Source organism: Acaryochloris sp. CCMEE 5410, from assembly GCF_000238775.2.
GTDB lineage: Bacteria > Cyanobacteriota > Cyanobacteriia > Thermosynechococcales > Thermosynechococcaceae > Acaryochloris.
This window is the reverse complement of record NZ_AFEJ02000001.1, coordinates 3,986,353-4,005,011: the sequence shown is the minus strand read 5'-3', so window position 1 is coordinate 4,005,011 and position 18,659 is coordinate 3,986,353. Positions and strand designations below refer to the sequence as shown.

Below are 18,659 nucleotides of genomic sequence, written 5' to 3'. Positions count from 1 at the left end.
AATCAAGTAATTCAGGATTGTTATAATAAATTATATTTTTCTAATCAATTCAACAACTCTTGCTCTTGCATTTTATGGAGCCTGAACGTATTTGAGCGCTGTATTATAGTGAAGTTTCAATCACCTTTCTGACTTATTATTGAATTAATCATTGCGCAGTTTAGAAAGTTAGATTTGGTGCCAGACTCATATCTATTATATAGTTTTAATTTTATAAAATAAAAAAGTGTGAGTTAGAAATAAATCTAACTCACACTTTCTAATTAATGCATGAATTTGGGAAAATTCCTTGTCAGTAAAACTTAAAATGTAAAGCTCGGCTGAATAAGAGGTAAGGCCGCAATAAGGTGCTTCCTAGTTTTTGTAGCAGAAGCATCAAACTCACGTTGGAAAAATTCTTGCTCTAGGTATACCGCTTGGGGAGTTAACGGAGGTAAATTCGCTGCATTATCGTAATCTGTATCATAATCCCAGTTACGAGTTGGGGGGGTATAGATATTGCAGCTTGAATTAATGGATTGACTACCACAGAACGGACCATTTACCCGTCGTGGTGATCCTAAGGTGACCATTGATCCTCGATAAGTTAAGGTTGCCCCAGACCATCTTTCATGAAAACGAGGATAGTTATTCCATCCTCCACCCGAAGAGCTCCATCCACCATCTTGTCCACTCCGATTGACACCGCCAGAAATATCAATACCTGCTAAAAAAGCAGCATTAATGGTAGTCGAGCTTGCTTGACGGCTGCTCCCAACAATAACATCGTAGGAAGAATCATCTTCAGGTCCAGGAATATCAGAAGAATCGTAAATACGACCATTTGAATCGTCCATCTTCCAGTTGTCGGAAAGGACATTAATCGTATCACCTAGAATGGCAGCTGGTTTTTTATTGAGTCGGTTGTAATCTCCCCGAGTATAAATAGCTTGATCTGAAACAACGGTTAATCCCTGAATATCAGGGGCTCCAGATATCGTAGATGCTAATGTCTCAGCATTGTACATCCGAACACCATAGTTGTTGGGAGTACCACTTGCAGTCACATCTGTATTAGAGTCTGGTCCTTTGACTGTAAAGAACCAAACGAGTCCCCCATCTGTATCGTCGTCTAGGGCTTTTGACCCCATCAAGCTTTCTGAATGCACACAATCCAACAAGGCTCCCATGTTGACGTCCAGCATGCGGATATATCTACCTTGCTCTGTACCCGAGCTGCCCTCTTTCTCTCGATAGTTATAAAAGGTGTCAGAAGTGGAAACAACAGCCTTGCGAACAGTATCTCCAGAACTAGGAAAAGTAGTTTGATAGCTATGACCAAGACGTCTCGTAAACTCCAGTTCATCGGGATCGACAGACGTTACAACATTGCTGTCAATATCATTACCGACAACCACAACATCGCCATCTATAAATTGACTCCCTGTGCCGTTCGTTATATTTACTTCCGTATCGTCTGCTTCGTAGTTAGCATCACTACCATTCTCATTTTGCAATGTTGTGGTAATACCATCAGCCGCACAGCTATTCAAGCTAGCTGTAGCTGTGCTGTTTGAGGAGCCATCTACGTCTTGGACCTCAATACCAGTTGGATCACCACTCGAATCCAACACAAGGGCTATTCTTAAATCAGATCTATCCCAATAAAGTTTTCCAGCCTCTGCGTCAAACTGATCAGGTTCGGGCACCGTTAATTTATCAATACCAACATTGATATTGCCATTCCAAGGCGTTTCAACATCGCTTTGCGTATACTCTTGTCGACTACCACTACACCCTAGAGTTCGATTACTTGAGCCATCATTGATTCGGACGGTACCACTGCAATCATCATCAATTTTCTCACCTCGGTATAGCTTTCCTACTGCACTGACTTGGCCATTAATCGTAAAAGTACCACTGCTACTGGCATCCAGGTACAAGTCGTTATTACTGTGCACCCTACCATTCACCGTCATACTAGGAGGAATAGCAAAGTCCATATCCTGTTCATAAAAAGCCGCAAACTGAAACAGCGGTACTAAACGGCTTTTGAATCTCATTCCCAAGATGGCAGATGGTGCTTTTTCATTAGTTATCGTATCTTCGTTAGTTGCTACAGAAAAAACATCGTATATATATTCCTGGGCAGATAAACCAGCAAAAGGTCCATCAGCCACGGTAGTTGGTCTCGGATTATTCGGAAATTCTTCCACATAAGTCCAGACTTCTTGTCCTTGGAAAGGATCTAAATCACAACCAAAATCGAGGGTACCTTGTGCACCTGCCGTTTTATTCACACAGTCTTGCCATGAAGTAGGTGAAGTTCCTGAAGGACGGTTAAAGCCCTCAAATGTCGTCCTAATTTCCTGTGCCCGAATATTGAGTCCTGCTTCAGCAGCATAAAAACCAATGTTGCTTTTTGCTGAGGCATTCGTACTAATAGTATCTACCTTACTAATAATTGCTGCACTGATCAGGAGTGTAGATAGAATGATCAGCATGGCAATCGTGACCACTAAACTGTAGCCTCCCTCCATCTGCTGTCGTTTCTGTAAACACAGATATAGGTAAAATAAGGATTTTTGGAACTTTTCAGGCTGACGTTTCATGGCTAGGAATTATTTGGAGATAATATTACGTGGGAAAAATCTGGAGGTTAATGTGCGCTTATCTTCTGCTAGCGTTATCAAATCAGATTGGGATGGATTATTAGTCTTTAGTTCCACCTCAATATGCTCAATATTTTGCCAATTCAGGGCCGTAGAGGGCACGCTGTTTGGATTAAAAGAAGAATTAGATACACCTGATGCTTGAATAGTGACTTCGAAATTTTGAACTTCATTAATCAAGCGCAGTGCATCGCTATCTTGCCGATTAACGACTAGTTCTAAAACATCACCGTTCAACCTATATTCCCTTTCCTCTAGAAGATAAATTTCAGGATTATCAGCAGCGGGGTAAGCTGAAGCTAGAGTTGCAGTTCCACCAAGATAAATCCGATTCAGTTCGGGGTCAGTACTATCTGCTTCTTCAAAGGCATATTGGAAGAATTCACCCGAGTTAGTACTAGGATTATAGATATACGCCCAGGTACATTCCCCATCACAATTACTTCCGGTAAGTGCTGTTGTTCTTGCACAACCTGCAGCCCCATCCTCCTCACAACGATAATCTCGGAAAATATTGAGAAGGTCTGTCAGTCCATCTGCAGTAGGGGTTTCATTACTGGAAAAAATACAAAGACCTGAACCTGAAGCAGTAGAGACAGCAATACTGGTTGCACCAGCTGCAACATCTGCACAAACACCTAGCTTTTCAGGAATAAGCTTACGCTGAAGTATCAATTCATCTGAATCAGAGGTGTTATTGGCATGACTTGCATCAATCAGCATCACACCAGGTTGCTCAAAATCTTCTTCCAAGCGTTCACCGGTTAACTTGATATCAGTCCCAATCAAGTCCATTCCTGCTCTTAGGTTCTGGCTCGTTTGGGTTCGATTTTGATCGGTGAGAAACTGTTTGCGTTGGTCAACAATCAAAGACAACGATGCTCCCAAAATAATGGTTGAGATCAGCGTAGTTACCAGCAGTTCGACTAACGTGAATCCACTATTCGAACTTCGTGTAGACAGTCTCAACTTCATAAATTGATTGACCATCTCGAAACACTTCGATTTTGATATGTCTTGAGTTTGCATCACAGTAACTAGCACTAGAAGTTTGACAATACGTAATTTGAGAACTGTAGGATTTACCCATAAATGAAACATCGGCTAAAGAAGCACCAGAAGTCCCAGTTGGTAACGTAGTTTCAGTAGTGTTACCATCAGGTAAAGTTGAAGCATCTACTTGGCGAAGCTCGTCCATAATCTGTTGCGATATGGCTATAGCTCCAGTCTTCTGCTCATTTCGAATGGCAGCAAGAGAATAGTTCAACGAAATAGGGACAATGCCACCTATAGCAATAAAAAAGATCAGTATGGAGACTACTGCTTCTACTAAAGTGAGTCCTTGCTCACGATGTCTCAAAGACTGCACGTGACCCAAAAGGTAAGTGTAAATCTTACCGTTCGCTTTAGTTCTCATAACAACAACCTGCTTCAATATTCATGGGGTTTTTTGAGTATTTCTTCAACTAATCTCACTTAGCTCAGCATTCCCTCCAAGAAAAATTTCTAAGGTTCGTTGCTGATTAGTATTCATATCCTTAAGGGTTAGTTCTAAAGTCATATCTGCTCTGCCTCTACTGTTGAAGCACAACTGCCAACCCGTGTTAGTAACCCCTGAACCATCAACCTGTGCTGCTATCACTTCAGTCGGTGAGTCAAATTTCAGATCCTCTGCCACAAATTCAGTGGCTGTTGTCCAAGTGGTAGCGTTGCAGTTCTTGGCCTGCTCTACAATGAGTTGTTCAACAGATAGAGGGCGAATACGATAGGCAGAAGTTTTAGACATTGCTTTTGCCCTGGCTAGTCTAAAGTTAGCTACCATTCGGTTCGAAGTATCTCTCAGTGGATTGGTGCCAAAGGTAATAGCAGGTGCAGCAAAAGCAGCGAGAAGCGCTGTCAAACCAATGACCACTACAAGTTCAATTAGCGACAAACCAGAATTAGGTTTGGCTGTTTGTCGTTGCTGAATCAAATGGTTGTAAAGTACCAATGACAAGTTTTTCCGACACATGGGATGCTCTCTATTCTTAATACCTAGGATGGACGCAACTTCGATGGAATTGATCACGGATAAGTAACTGAAGTCTGAGACTTAGTAGATCACGCAAGTAGCCATGCGAAAGAATTTCAAGTTCACCTGATGGGTCCTCCTTGATTCAATCCTAGGTTGGTCTCAGGTGCTCCCAAACACCGAGGGACTAACGTAGGGCCAGTAGATATTGCTGTATGATTTTGCAATCCCTATCAGTTAATATAAAGAAAATCTTTCTTGGTCACCTCAGTGATATCCCGGAAGTCTCAGAAGTCATACTTTTTAGACACTAAACTATACGGCCAATAAAAATATTTTTCTCAGAAATAATAAAAGCCACCAGCCATAGAGATAAATTCAAAAATTAAGATCATAAAAACAATACCAATTCAATAAATATGGTAATAAAAAATCATGACCTTTAATGATGCTTTTGGTCGCCGGATTATATGACTGATAAGTATTCAAAGATAGCCATTATAGGCATTCAAAAATTGACCTTATGGGTTTTACGCCAAATGAAGTGAAAATAGTTGAAGTCCAAGACTACAGAGAAGGAGAAATTATTTTTCTTGAGAGTCTAGTCTAGAAATCGAAATCACGAACTTGTGTGATCTAGATCACGAGCTCTTATTTTTATTTATAGAGATTCAAAATATTATTTTTGTTTTCTGTCGTAAAAATAATGCCTTTCGTTGCCCAAGCCTCTAAGTTATGACCAAATCATAGATTAAGGTAACTTCTCAATATAGCTATATGCAAAATTGTTGCTTGACATGGGAGAAAATACTTAATTTTTAGAAGAATATTCGATATAGTTTATATAACAATGTAAGTGGTCTATTGTAAAAGACTACTTTATACCTGTGTTTGCAGAGATTGTCACCCATGAAGCTATGGATTAAATATTGTCTAGAATGCCGTAATAAACAAGCAGGGTTTGCATTGCCTGTTGCAATTGGCATGGGGCTGATTATCCTGTTAGTGGGATTGACGATGCTTTTGCGATCGCAAGATAGTCAGGTGAGTGCGATCGCACAAAAAGATACCGCCAAAAGCCTCAACGCTGCAGAAACCGGGGTCAATGAAATCCGAGCGTTAATCAATCAACATCGTGCGATCGCAAATTATCCTGCTTGCACGACAGATTTGAACACTCCCCCCACTAGAAATGCAGATGGTACCTGTTCAGACAGTGGCAGCTCTATAGAGAGCTGGGCCTTACCCAATAATATTCCCAATATCTTGTCTGCATGTGATGTGGACAGAAGAGGGGAGATCATCAACTTGGCAAATAGAGAATGGACAAATGTAGACGATGATGACCTCAGCCAAGGTGAATACCGCTTACTTAATTATGACGGGTCAGGAGTTGCCATAGTTCAAGGCCGGGTTAATGAGGGTCAACCCAGCAAATCAGTATCAGAATTAAAAGTCAGTTTCCCAGTCAGTCCAGCTCCAATAGCCAATCTTTGGGTTGCTACTGATGCCAATACGAGTCAAGTGGATCCTGAGGTACTAGTTGTTGGTCCTTGTTCATCTGCCAGTCCCATCCAATCAAGTACTTTTACCATACCTGCCATACCTGCCATATCTGACCCTTTGAAATTAAACGATTTAACAGCTGCTTTACCCGATGAAGCACTACCTCGCCCAGCTGATATCCAGGATAATGGAGTCTATAAGTATCAGGTCGATACCTTTGACTCAAAACTAACCGTCAAAGCGGGTGAAAAAATCGAGTTAAGAGTTGAGGGAGACATTACCCTTGAAGACACTTCTGATAACATCACATGCATCAAACCAGACAACTCATTTACCAATTGCTCTCCCTTAGACGTCAAAATATATGGCGAAGGGACTAGTGGTACTAAAACCATAACGATTGGCGAAGAGATCAGAATTTGCAACGTCTTTATTCATGCACCAGATTATACTGTTCAAGCTGGGGCATTAGGTTCTCCAACAGTATGTGAGCCAGGGCAAAGAATTACAGGCATATTTTGGGTTAAAAAGTGGGGTAGTAGTAGTAGCAGCCCAACGTTGAATGCTAGACCCTCACGACCTTCATGGAATGATTTTTTATCAGATTACCCTCTTCAGCTTGGGCCAATTAACGCTTGGGAGACTCAAGAGCGTTCAACAAGCTAAGCATTATTTACAACAACTACAGCTTTTCATATCAAATAAATGTCATGGCTATCCAAAATTAATACTCCGGGAGATATCTAGATTTCAGAAAACATATTAACCAACCATTTTGTCGAAGCGTTCAATATTTTCAAGTCAGAGATTTGATTTAAATCAATAACAAGTGTGACCCAAGAGAAGAGTAAAGGAAACTTTTTATGAAATTAGTATCTGGACATCGCCATCATCACGATACTGGCTTTACTCTTGTGGAAGTGTTAGTAGGTCTATTGGTCATCGTAGGCTTTATTAGCACTGCCATGCAAGCATTAGTGACTGCTACTGTCTTTAAAGTAAAAGGTCAAGAACTAAGTGAAGCCACAACCTGGATCCAAGAAGATATAGAAAGGGTTCGATTTAAAGCCAAGCGATTCGGTTTAGGTGAAAACGTTAACCTACCAGCCTGTCAGGCTATTGATAACACATCAGGATATGCGGCTCTCTTGCAAGATGAAATTAATGCAAATGCACCAGTAGATACTGACAAACTGAGCGCTATTGGTAATCGGCCATATACCCTTATACGTACCCCAGATCTCCCCTCTGATGCTCCATTCAATGTACTGAGCCTGGAATATCAAGTTGTATCTGCTGATAATATCCCTATTGCTGTCGTTCAAACTAAGGTCATTCCTGATAAATCGCTTGAATGCCCTTAGTTGATTTCGATAATGATAACTCGCAAGAAAATTTCATGATATTGCCTCAATATCAGCACAAAAGCTCTGGGTTTTCATTGCCTGAAGTCCTAGCGATCGTAGTGATTTCAGGCATATTTGCTGCCCTAGCAGCTCCTAGCTTTTTAGGCTGGATCAACAACAAAAGAATAGAAGATGTTTCCAAACAAGTAGAGGGAGCCCTAAAAGAAGCCCAAGCAACCGCCATTCGCACCAGTCAACAATGTAGCCTTAGCATTAGTAGTTCTTCTATCACAGCCAATCCTCAAAGCTGCTTACCAACAGGAACACGGGATTTAACACAACTGGGTGGAGGCACAAGTCCCTCTGCTGTCACTTTGATCGCTGCAACCAACGACGATATACAGTTTTCCCCGAAAGGATCGACCTTTTCCGGTAATGTCTTAGTGTTTTTCCATCCCGATCAATCTCAAGGGATGCGTTGTCTAGCGATTACTGCAGGAATTGGAATTATTAGAATGGGTGAATTTAGAGGAAATCATCCACCCACTACCGCCCAGGCAGACGCAAGTAATTGCCATTCATCATAAGTGAACTACTAAGAACCCATCATCAGCTTCTTTTAGGAGTACTTAGCATCAACACACAGTTGATTTGTCAGGTGCTTTCAGGGCAAGCCAAACTTTCTATAACAATGGTAAAATTATTTTTCCAACGGCATAAAAATAATGCCTATGTCAATTTCGTGATTTGAATAACAGCTTTCTCAAAGCCATTCAAGTACTGTGAACTTTGACAAAAAATGTCCTATTCATGATTTTATTCGCAATCGATATAAGTGAAAACTAAATTCTCTATAAAACAGGCCATTTATCAAAAACGCACCTCACAAGGATTTACACTCCCTGAGTTATTAGTTGCGGCTGTAATTAGCTTAGGCGTTGTAGCCATAGGTGGGTTTGGATTAGTCTCTATCTTCCGCTCTAGCCAAGTTGCCAACGCTCAAAATGAGAGAAGAGTCGAACTCAATCGCTCTTTAGATTTCATGGCTACCGAAGTTCGTCATGCTGACAGAATTCTTCTCGATGCAGACAACGAACCAGCTCCTCCAGGTTTTAATACCGCTTTACCCAGTGGAGCTGAGCCAGTTCTTATGCTGAAAATGCCAGCTTTTACTAATGTCCAGCAGTCAGTCGTTTATTACACCGCTCCATCCCCTAACAACTTATGGTTAGGTCCCCAAGTAGTGTATAGATGGGGACCAAAGCACAATGGTGATGGCACCTATGCAGATCCATCCGACCTAGCTAACTGGAGTCATGAACCACTGATTGATTCCATTCAGGACAATAGTACTTCTCCTAGCTGCCCAGACACAAACTGGACTGCGAATGGCAACTTGGGGTTTGGAGCTTGTGTAGATTCCACAGGCAAAATGGCTAAACTGTTTCATGCTGGAGTGTACGATACTCCATTGCAGGGTTCTGATCTCTATACCGCTAACACAACAGTTGCAACCCGTAATTCGCGGATTGTTACCGTAACAGGTCGTTCTCCCACCAATGCCCCCACAGTAACGATCTTAGAAAAATCTAAGATGGATATTAGGGTCTTAGGGAGTGAAATAACTTGTGGTGTAGGCGGCCCCCCCATCAATACTTCAGCAGCTTATGAACTCACTCTTGGCCAGCAAATCAGCCAATCTGCGCTCTCAACAGTGGCTCCTTTAGGTGCGCAAACGAATATCTCAGTAGCGCCCGGAACTGAATTAGCCACTGATGGTGCATCAACCACTGGTGGATCATGTTCTCCAAACATTTCTGTATCATCGGACAATAATTCTAATCGTGTTTTAACACTACAGAATGGGGATTCAATTCCGGACTATACACCTTACGGTAATCAGTTACCTATTTCTACAATTACTCAAGGCTATATTGATACCAACCAAAGGGTGACCATTGCCGACAACCAAGTTATTTTTCTATTTGAATTAGGCAGTGGTAGCCCCGGTGATGATTCCTATGATTTTCAAGATATAGTCATTCTTGCAACCATCACTCCAGATTTATCAACGATAGTCGCCCCAGATTCTTCAGACTAATTTAATCTCTGAAATACTTAATTTTACGGGTCAATTAGATAGCTTCAATTACAGTCCTTAGACCACAAAACTAGTTTCTGCGCCCTGGGCAGCTTGCCAACTACGGGCATCAAAATACAGATCTTCTAGGGAAATACTGTAAAGGGATTCCTTTAGTTTTTGGTGTAGGCGTTTCCAAAGGGTCAGGGTGACCCAATCTTCTGCCTGCTGGGTTGCAGCCGACTGTTCCGTAAAGGGTTCAACCGTTTCTCCCACCGCCTCCAAGATATGGCCCAGGGAAATTTGCACCGGAGGGCGTGCCAACTGATAGCCTCCTTTCGAACCCCGCACAGACCGCACTAACCCCGCTTGTCGCAACTCAATCAGCAGCTTTTCCAAATAGGGGGCTGGGAGAGACTGCCGTTGTGCGATCGCATTCACCGATGCCGGTCCAAAATTAGGCTGCAAACTCAAATCCAGCAACGCCTTTACACTGTAGTGTCCCCTCGTAGTTAACTTCACTCTGATCTCCGTATCATCGATCTGTCCATAGGAATTCCGCCAAAAATTCGCTTGGGGTAACGTCTCAGCCTAAACTGTTAAGTTGATGGGCAACCCTGTTGATTGTTCATCTTACTGCCTAAACTTTTTTGAAATCATACATGTCCTTGCCTGAGACCGACCGTCGTACTAAAATTGTGGCCACCGTAGGGCCAGCCATCTCCAAACCAGATATGCTGCGGGCGGTCATAGAAGCAGGAGCCACCACCCTCCGACTCAACTTTTCCCACGGCACCCATGACGATCATCTACGATCCATTCGTCTGATTCGGCAACTGTCCTATGAGATGAACCAGCCCGTTGCCATCCTGCAAGACCTGCAAGGGCCTAAAATTCGTCTTGGTAAATTCGCGGACGGCCCCATCACCCTCAAAAATGGTGATCCCTTTGCCCTTACCAGCCAGACCATCCCAGGCACTCAAACCAGCAGCATGGTCACATATTCCAAGTTGGCCGATGAAGTATCTGTAGGCGCTACAATTCTTCTGGATGATGGCCGCGTGGAGATGGTCGTTGAGTCCGTAGATACCGTTTCTAAGACCTTGCATTGTCGTGTGGTTGTGGGAGGGAAGCTGTCTGACTCCAAAGGCGTCAATTTCCCAGGGGTTTATTTATCCGTTAAGGCACTGACCGATAAAGATCGCGAAGATTTACAATTTGGCCTAACCCATGGTGTCGATTGGATTGCCCTGAGCTTTGTCCGCAACCCCGCCGACGTCATCGAGATCAAAGAAATCATCGCCAACGCGGGTAAATCCACTCCAGTCATTGCCAAGATCGAAAAACATGAAGCCATCACCCAGATGGAAGAGATTCTCAGCCTATGTGATGGGGTAATGATTGCTCGGGGTGACTTAGGGGTTGAGCTGCCTGCGGAGGATGTCCCGATTCTGCAAAAGCGGTTGATTGCCACGGCGAACCGTCTCGGCATTCCTGTGATTACGGCCACGCAGATGCTGGATAGCATGGTCAATTCCCCCAGACCCACGCGGGCAGAGGTCTCTGACGTGGCCAACGCCATTTTGGACGGCACTGATGCGGTGATGCTGTCCAATGAAGCCGCTGTCGGCAACTATCCTGTGGAAGCGGTGGCTACCATGGCCAAAATCGCGGAGCGGATTGATTATGAGAAAAATATTCAAAATCGTACTGCCCTAGACACCTCAGAAACTGCCATTCCCAGTGCCATTAGCCAAGCCGTTGGACATATCGCCACTCAGCTCAAAGCCAAAGCGATTCTCACCTTTACCAAAACTGGATCGACCGGACGCAACGTTTCCAAATATCGGCCCAATATTCCCATTCTGGCTGTGACGCCCCATGTAGAGGTCGCTCGTCAACTGCAAATGGTTTGGGGTGTACAGCCGTTGCTGGTTCTCAATTTGCCCTCCATTGATGAAACCCTACAAGCCTCTCTCAATGTGGCCCAGGAGAAAGGCTTAGTGGAAGAAGGCGACTTAGTGGTGGTGACTGCAGGCACCCTCCAGGGGGTCGCGGGGTCCACGGACTTTATCAAAGTCGAGATTGTCACTGCTGTCATGGGTCAGGGAACTGGCATTGGCAATGGCTCTGTGAGTGGCTTAGCTCGGGTCATTACAGCATCCAACGGCGTTAAAGGCTTTAATCGGGGCGATATTTTAGTCGCGAAGGAAACTGACGCTAGCCATGTCGATGCCATTCGCAAAGCCGCTGGCATCATTACTGAAGTCGGCGGTATGGACAGTCACGCTGCCGTATTAGGGCTGCGGTTGCGAATTCCAGTCATCGTCGGGGTTGAAAATGCAACTCGGATGATTCGGGATGGCACCCACCTCACGTTAGATATGAAAAAAGGGTTGGTCTACTCGGGCACCATGACGTCGCAAGCCCAAAGCTAACCCCACCAATACACCTAATTGGAGTTCACGTACTAGACTGGATCTTGGAGTCGCATCCTACCCACTCGATGCTTTTAGTTCATGAACACCATTGTTAGCGATCAAGCTGCCATTAATAACCAGTTATCTCAACGCTTTATTGCTTTAGATCCCGGTGGCTACTTTTTGATTTATCTCGATCGGCAAGCCCCAGCCATTTGTGCGGATCACTATGCCAATGACATTGATGACAAAGGCTTAGCCGTCGACCCAGATACGGGAGAACCCTTATCCTGTCGAGGCAAGGTGGAACGCAAGCCCGATGCCAAGTTCCGCGCTAAGACGGCCAAGGAACTCTGTATTGCAATTTTTGAAGAGCCGCAAACTTGCCTGGTAACCAAGCTCGATCACGCGGCCTATTTGGGCCGTGAGTTTATCCGGGCCGAAATTGCCCTAGCCCAGGACCAAGAATATATCCAAGACTAAACTCATATGAATGACTGAGCCACTCTCTACTTCTCTCCCTAGTTCTCCATCCATCAAAATTGCTGTGATTGGGGATATTCATGACGCTTGGGATGAAGCGGATCCTAGGGCGTTGGCTCAGCTCGGCGTCGATTTAGTGCTGTTTGTGGGGGATTTTGGCAATGAAGCGGTGGACGTGGTCCAGGCCGTCTCCATGTTAGAACTGCCCTATGCTGCCTCCTTTGGCAACCATGATGCCTGGTATACGGCTACACCCTGGGGGACCAAAAATTGTCCCTACGATCGCAGCAAGGAAGATTGGGTTCAGCAGCAGTTAGACCTGCTCGCCGAGGCCCATGTGGGCTATACCCACCGTACTTTTCCCCAGCTTGATCTCAGCGTTGTGGGGGGGCGACCGTTTAGCTGGGGCGGCCCCGACTGGCGCTGTGCCGGATTTTATCGCGACCGCTTTGGTGTCAACAATTTTGCAGAGTCCACCGCCCAGATTGCCAATGCTGCGGCCCAAGCCTCTTCGGAAACGATTATTTTTCTAGGACATAATGGTCCTTCCGGTTTGGGTGATCAAGCAGAAGATCCCTGTGGGAAGGACTGGAAGCAGCTAGGTGGCGATTTTGGTGACCCGGATTTGCGAGATGCGATCGCAACCACCCGAACCACCGGTAAGCGCGTTCCCCTCGTCACCTTCGGCCATATGCACCATAATCTCCGTCACACTAAAGCCGTTCAGCGCAAGCGCCTCTGTGTCGATGCGGCAGGCACCGTCTATCTCAATGCTGCCTGTGTGCCACGGATTATCAAAACCGAGCAAGGACTGCAGCGTAATTTCTCCTTAGTGACGCTGCAAGGCCATCAGGTCACGGACGTACAGCTCGTTTGGGTCGATGCTGACCATCATATTGCTTCTTCAGAAACCTTATACTCCAAGGCTGCTCCCCCGACTGAGGTCATTCCGACATTAGTCTCATCACCTTCTGAATAAACCGGGTCATCTCTTTTTGAATAAGCTATGGCAGAGTCTCAGAATCATTCCGAACGCAATCGGCGCTGGCGGCTCATCCTTGGGGGAGGTGAGGCAGATGGAATCAGTACAGAGGGTGGGTTAACCCTCGATACCCAAGATACGGCGATGGATCAAACCTTGGCAGCTCTGTACGAGTCCCAGGGAAAACGTTCTGGCGGCTTAGGCAGTTCATCCCCCAAAGTCGCCCGCTGGCTGGGGGATATTCGCAGTTACTTTCCCAGTTCCATTGTCCGCGTGATGCAGCAGGATGCCCTGGAACGGCTGAACTTACAACAGATGCTACTGGAGCCAGAAATGCTAGCGGCAGTCGAACCGGATGTGCATTTAGTGGCCAATCTGCTGTCCCTCAATCAGGTGATGCCCAGCAAAACGAAAGAAACAGCACGCCTCGTAGTACAGCGGGTGGTCGAAGACTTGCTGCGCCAGCTTGCTAACCCCATGCAGCAGGCTGTCCAGGGCAGTTTAAATCGATCGATTCGCAATCGTCGCCCGCGCCATCACGAAATTGACTGGCATCGGACCATTCGGGCTAACCTGCGTCATTATCAACCAAACTATCGCACGATTATTCCTGAAACTCGGATTGGCTTTGGTCGCAAGCGCTCGGCCCTCCGCGATATTGTCCTCTGTGTGGATCAAAGCGGCTCGATGGCCACTTCTGTGGTCTATGCCAGTATCTTTGCGGCAGTCTTAACATCTCTCCCCGCTGTCAAAACCCAGCTGGTCGTTTTCGATACGGCCATCGTCGATTTAACAGATCTGCTGCAAGACCCAGTGGATGTTTTGTTTGGCACTCAACTGGGGGGCGGCACGGATATCAACCGCGCCTTAGGCTATTGCCAAGGCTTAATTCGCAGACCGGAAGAAACGATCCTTGTCCTCATTAGCGATTTGTATGAAGGGGGAAATCGGGAAGCGATGCTCAAGCGGGTTGCCTCTCTCGTCAATTCAGGGGTGCAGATGGTGACCCTATTGGCCCTGAGTGATGATGGTGCCCCTTATTTTGACCATAGCAATGCTGCGAAGTTTGCCACCCTGGGTATTCCTGCCTTTGCTTGCACGCCCGATAAGTTTGCAGACTTAATGGCTGCAGCCATCCAACGCCAAGATATCGGCCAATGGGCCGCCAAAGAAGAGATTGTCACCGCTTCGCAATGACCTCTGTATCCCAACAACGGTTTTATCATGCCTGTCGCTGGCTACTCGCCCCTTGGCTCCGCCGTCGCATTAACTTAGAGGTGATCGGCCTAGAGCATTTACCGACGGGGGCAGGCATTTTGGTGTGCAACCATCGCTCTAATATTGATCCGTCGATTGTCAGCGTGGCGATTCCCCGCTATATCTCCTGGGTGACCGCAGCCTATATGCAGGAGCTTCCCATCACCCATTGGCTCATTCAGCGGACGGGCATGGTACTGATGGAGGTGGACGGTCCGGTGAAGCCCAGTTCTTTTAAACAAGCCCTAGGGGTTCTGTCTCGCGGCGCCTTGCTGGGGATTTTTCCCGAAGGTGAACGCTATATTTTTCAGAATGATTTTGCGGCTCCCCTAGCTGACTTTCATCGGGGCTTTGCCGTTCTCGCGCTGAAAGCCCAAGTTCCGATTGTGCCCATGATGATCTGCCCCCAACAGGAACAGCTAACTCGTCTCACCATTCCCCCCAAACTGCAAAGTCATATCGGCCAATCCCATGATTTAACGCTAATTCAGCATATTCCTCAATACCAAGCGGTCAACGTGGTGTTGGACAAACCCATTTTTCCCACCAGCGGGGTCAGGGAACTGATGACCACCACCCGACAGGCCATGGACACTTTGCAACAGCAGCATTGGGGAACCCGCCATGGGATTGGGGCATGAACGACAACACCACTGTTTGAGTTTGGTTATCGATTTTAAGCTTTCAGATTAAACGTTTGCAATCGGCCATCAATTCCTATGCCTTGGGTAGCACAAGGGCATTGCCGCAGCCTTTGTGGAACGGTCTTACTTTGCGATCGCAACCCAATACTTGAGCTGGGAGAGTTCTATCTTGCGATAAACACGGCCTAGGGGATAACGGCCCAAAACCTGATTGCAGGCTAATGGAAAGAGACTCATCCACCGTTACACTGCATCAACTCACCCAACCTCTTGCTATGGAAATATCATTGTCGATCTGTACAAGGGGGCATTTTCACCGATGAGAATCGCCATACTCAGCATATTTTTAGGCAAACCTTGCCTACTTCCTCTCCGGACTTCAGCAAATTATCATCTGAATACGCCACCCAACCTGCATACTCAGACTGGAGCCTATCAACTAGCATCAGCCTGAAAAAAAGTGATGGTCCAGCCATCGCCACTCGTTCCATAAGGAGTACAACCTATGCCTGAGATAACCCCTGAGTGGTTTCGGGTCTTAGACCTAGACGAACTACCCGAAGGTCGGGTCAAAACCGTCGTTGCAGGTCATAAAAGTCTGGCCTTAACCCATCACCAAGGCCAATATGGTGCTCTTGATAATCGCTGTCCCCATCAAGGCGGCCCCCTCGGCGAAGGCTCTATTGAAAATGGCCTGTTGCGCTGTCCTTGGCATGGGTGGGATTATTGCCCACTGACAGGTCAACCGCCCGGTGACTTGGAGGTCGATGATGCCCTCGAAACCTTCCCGGTTGAGGTGCGTGATGACGGTATCTATGTGGGTTTACCCGTGGAAAAACCGCACATCCGCACCGTTAGCGATGTCATGGCTGAAACCATGGTGAATTGGGGCGTTACCCATGTGTTTGGTATGGTGGGTCATTCAAATTTAGGACTGGCTGATGCCCTACGCCGTCAAGAAGAACAGGGCAAGCTCACCTATATTGGTATTCGCCATGAAGGAGCCGCGGCCTTTGCCGCCTCCGCCTATGCCAAACTTACGGGGACCCCCGCTGCCTGTTTGACCATTGCTGGCCCCGGTGCCACCAACCTGCTAACCGGAATGTGGGATGCCAAAGTCGATCGCGCCCCCATCTTGGCCTTAACCGGACAGGTCAACTCTCAAGTCTTGGGAACTGGTAACTTTCAAGAATGTGATTTATCTGCCGCCTTTAGTGGAGTGGCGGCTTGGAGTCAAACGGTCCTCAGTCACAGCAAGCATGCCGAATTGATGACCCTGGCCATCAAGCATGCCCTCCTAGAACGCAATGTCTCTCACCTAATCTTCCCCGATGAGATTCAAGTCCAGCCTGCTGTTGATGTGCCTGCAGCAACACCCACCGGACGTATTACCCCGCTGCAAATCGCGCCACCCCCGGAATCTTTACAGCAGGCCATTAACAAACTGAAACAATCTCGCCGCCCAGTCATTATTGTGGGTCATGGCGCTCGGTTTCATATGCCTGCGGTGATAGAACTGGCTGAACTTTTGGGTGCGCCCGTCCTAACGACCTTTAAAGGGAAAGGACAGATTGCCGATGACCATCCCCTGGGATGTGGGGTATTGGGGCGCAGCGGCACTCCCATTGCCAGCTGGTTTATGAATGAGGCGGATGTGCTGCTGGTGTTGGGGGCTTCTTTTTCCAACCACACGGGCATCTATCCGGGTAAACCGATTATTCAGGTGGATTTTGATCCGCTGGCCCTAGGTAAATTTCATCCCATCGAAGTACCTGTTTGGGGAGAAATTAGTATTGTGGTGGAGCAGCTCAAGACCGCCCTCACGGGGCAGGTGAAGACAGAAGATGTGCAGTCTGAAATCGCCGAACGTTGGGCTATCTGGCGGGCAGAAAAAGCCCGTCGAGAACTCGATAACCGAGGGGAAGGACTAAACTCCGCCGCTATTTTTGCCGCCATGACGCGATGGGTTCCCGCTCATGCTGTCATTGCGGTGGATGTGGGTAACAATACCTATTCCTTTGGTCGCTATTTTGAGTGTCAGACCCAGTCCGTTTTAATGTCGGGATATCTCGGGTCCATCGGGTTTGCCTTCCCGGCTGCCATGGGTGCTTGGGCGGCTGCAGGCCATCAACGCCCGATTGTTTCTGTGTCTGGAGATGGTGGGTTTGGACAATATTTGGCGGAATTTACCACTGCCGTGAAGTACCAGATGAATATCACCCATATCCTCCTTCATAACGATCAGTTGGGCAAAATTTCTAAGGAGCAGAGAGCGGGAGAATGGGATGTCTGGCAAACCTCCTTACACAATCCTGATTTTTCCCAATATGCTCAGAATTGCGGTGGATTCGGGATCCGAGTTACCCAACTGGACGAACTGGATGATGCCATGGCCCAGGCCCTGGCTTATCAGGGGCCTGCCCTCGTAGAAATCATGTCTGACCCAGAATTGATTTAGGCGTTCTGGCTCGGCTGCACTTTTGAACACATACACCTATGCAAGAGGAATTATGTCTGAACAGCTTACAAACATCACTCAGCACCAATGCCAAAACGCCCCAGCCAAATATGACGATCTCAAGGCCCTATTTCTCAACTGCACCCTCAATCGCACCCCCGTTTTATCCCATACCGAAGGGGTAATTAAGATTGCCCAAAGGATTTTTGAAGCCAATGGGGTGGAAACGAAGATTATTCGTCCCGTGGATTATGATATACCGGCGGGCTTGGGCTTAGATATGTCCCAAACCGATGAATGGGATAAAGATGACTGGCCTCAAATTCAGAAAGAAGTGGATACCACAGATATTTTGGTGCTGTGTACCTCCGTGTGGCTGGGGGAGAAAAGCTCCGTTTGTAACCGAGTTTTGGAGCGAATGTATGGCTACACCCATCTCCTCAACGACAAAGGCCAATATCGAGATTACGGCAAAGTAGGCGCAACCTTAATCACAGGCAATGAGGACGGAGTAAAACATTGCGCCATGAATATTCTGTTTTCCCTCTCTCATATTGGCTATACCATTCCACCCCAAGTGGATGCTGGTTGGCTAGGGGAAGTCGGTCCCGGCCCTTCTTATCTCGATCCAGGATCAGGGGGACCCGAGAATGATTTCACCAACCGCAATACCACTTTCTTAGCCTGGAACTGTATGCATATGGCTCGCCTACTGAAGGACAATGGCGGAATTCCTGCCCACGGCAATTTACCGGATGCCTGGGATGCAGGGTGTAAAACAGACTTTAAGAATCCAGAGCATAAACGATAGAGCTAATGGC

At 46.5% G+C, this 18,659-nt stretch carries 16 protein-coding genes and 1 pseudogene; 11 read left to right on the top strand and 6 right to left on the bottom strand.

The features are described 5' to 3' along the window. Positions 1-302: 302 nt before the first annotated feature. The 5 genes and pseudogenes from ON05_RS18495 to ON05_RS18480 all read right to left on the bottom strand — a co-directional run bounded on the left by ON05_RS18495 (position 303) and on the right by ON05_RS18480 (position 4,662). Positions 303-2,591 (bottom strand): hypothetical protein, encoded by a 2,289-nt coding sequence (locus tag ON05_RS18495; protein ID WP_010471242.1) that lies wholly within the window; start codon positions 2,589-2,591, stop codon positions 303-305. Between the two features lie 9 nt (positions 2,592-2,600). Next, on the bottom strand, positions 2,601-3,527 hold the full coding sequence (locus ON05_RS18490) for a hypothetical protein (RefSeq protein WP_029315082.1): 927 nt from the start codon (positions 3,525-3,527) through the stop codon (positions 2,601-2,603). A gap of 6 nt (positions 3,528-3,533) precedes the next feature. Beyond that, positions 3,534-3,626: pseudogene (locus ON05_RS38620) on the bottom strand (prepilin-type N-terminal cleavage/methylation domain-containing protein); the annotation flags it as partial. Continuing rightward, on the bottom strand, positions 3,592-4,068 hold the full coding sequence (locus ON05_RS18485; protein ID WP_010471246.1) for a prepilin-type N-terminal cleavage/methylation domain-containing protein: 477 nt from the start codon (positions 4,066-4,068) through the stop codon (positions 3,592-3,594). The pseudogene ON05_RS38620 and the gene ON05_RS18485, both read right to left, overlap by 35 nt. Positions 4,069-4,113: 45 nt before the next feature. After that, positions 4,114-4,662 (bottom strand): GspH/FimT family pseudopilin, encoded by a 549-nt coding sequence (locus ON05_RS18480; protein WP_010471248.1) that lies wholly within the window; start codon positions 4,660-4,662, stop codon positions 4,114-4,116. A 966-nt stretch (positions 4,663-5,628) separates the two neighbouring features. Here ON05_RS18480 and ON05_RS18475 point away from each other — a divergent pair. The 4 genes from ON05_RS18475 (at position 5,629) to ON05_RS18460 (ending at position 9,615) form a co-directional block, all read left to right on the top strand. Then, positions 5,629-6,834, top strand: a complete 1,206-nt coding sequence (locus ON05_RS18475) for a hypothetical protein (RefSeq protein WP_262561948.1) — start codon at positions 5,629-5,631, stop codon at positions 6,832-6,834. Between the two features lie 197 nt (positions 6,835-7,031). Further along, positions 7,032-7,532, top strand: a complete 501-nt coding sequence (locus ON05_RS18470) for a hypothetical protein (protein ID WP_010471260.1) — start codon at positions 7,032-7,034, stop codon at positions 7,530-7,532. 35 nt (positions 7,533-7,567) lie between these two features. Next, positions 7,568-8,101, top strand: coding sequence for a Tfp pilus assembly protein FimT/FimU (locus tag ON05_RS18465; protein ID WP_039779473.1), 534 nt, complete (start codon positions 7,568-7,570; stop codon positions 8,099-8,101). A 248-nt stretch (positions 8,102-8,349) separates the two neighbouring features. Further along, positions 8,350-9,615, top strand: coding sequence for a prepilin-type N-terminal cleavage/methylation domain-containing protein (locus ON05_RS18460; protein ID WP_010471264.1), 1,266 nt, complete (start codon positions 8,350-8,352; stop codon positions 9,613-9,615). A 57-nt stretch (positions 9,616-9,672) separates the two neighbouring features. Here the strand turns inward: ON05_RS18460 and ON05_RS18455 are convergent, their stop codons facing one another. After that, positions 9,673-10,116 (bottom strand): RrF2 family transcriptional regulator, encoded by a 444-nt coding sequence (locus tag ON05_RS18455; RefSeq protein WP_010471266.1) that lies wholly within the window; start codon positions 10,114-10,116, stop codon positions 9,673-9,675. Positions 10,117-10,256: 140 nt separating this feature from the next. On the opposite strand from ON05_RS18455, the gene pyk reads away from it, so the two are divergent. The 7 genes from pyk to ON05_RS18420 all read left to right on the top strand — a co-directional run bounded on the left by pyk (position 10,257) and on the right by ON05_RS18420 (position 18,649). Further along, a complete protein-coding gene (gene pyk / locus ON05_RS18450) occupies positions 10,257-12,032 on the top strand; it encodes a pyruvate kinase (RefSeq protein ID WP_010471268.1) in 1,776 nt (591 codons plus the stop codon). Between the two features lie 81 nt (positions 12,033-12,113). Then, positions 12,114-12,497: a DUF4346 domain-containing protein gene (locus tag ON05_RS18445; RefSeq protein WP_010471269.1), complete on the top strand. Its 384-nt coding sequence runs from the start codon at positions 12,114-12,116 to the stop codon at positions 12,495-12,497. 10 nt (positions 12,498-12,507) lie between these two features. Beyond that, a complete protein-coding gene (locus ON05_RS18440) occupies positions 12,508-13,476 on the top strand; it encodes a TIGR04168 family protein (RefSeq protein WP_010471270.1) in 969 nt (322 codons plus the stop codon). A gap of 27 nt (positions 13,477-13,503) precedes the next feature. Further along, positions 13,504-14,676 (top strand): VWA domain-containing protein, encoded by a 1,173-nt coding sequence (locus tag ON05_RS18435; protein ID WP_010471271.1) that lies wholly within the window; start codon positions 13,504-13,506, stop codon positions 14,674-14,676. Then, positions 14,673-15,377 carry a lysophospholipid acyltransferase family protein gene (locus ON05_RS18430; protein ID WP_010471273.1) on the top strand — a complete coding sequence of 235 codons (705 nt, stop codon included), beginning with the start codon at positions 14,673-14,675 and terminating at the stop codon, positions 15,375-15,377. The genes ON05_RS18435 and ON05_RS18430 overlap by 4 nt, the downstream gene beginning before the upstream one ends. A gap of 508 nt (positions 15,378-15,885) precedes the next feature. Next, positions 15,886-17,838, top strand: a complete 1,953-nt coding sequence (locus ON05_RS18425; protein ID WP_010471278.1) for a thiamine pyrophosphate-binding protein — start codon at positions 15,886-15,888, stop codon at positions 17,836-17,838. Positions 17,839-17,890: 52 nt separating this feature from the next. Then, positions 17,891-18,649: a flavodoxin family protein gene (locus ON05_RS18420; RefSeq protein WP_010471281.1), complete on the top strand. Its 759-nt coding sequence runs from the start codon at positions 17,891-17,893 to the stop codon at positions 18,647-18,649. Positions 18,650-18,659 lie beyond the last annotated feature (10 nt).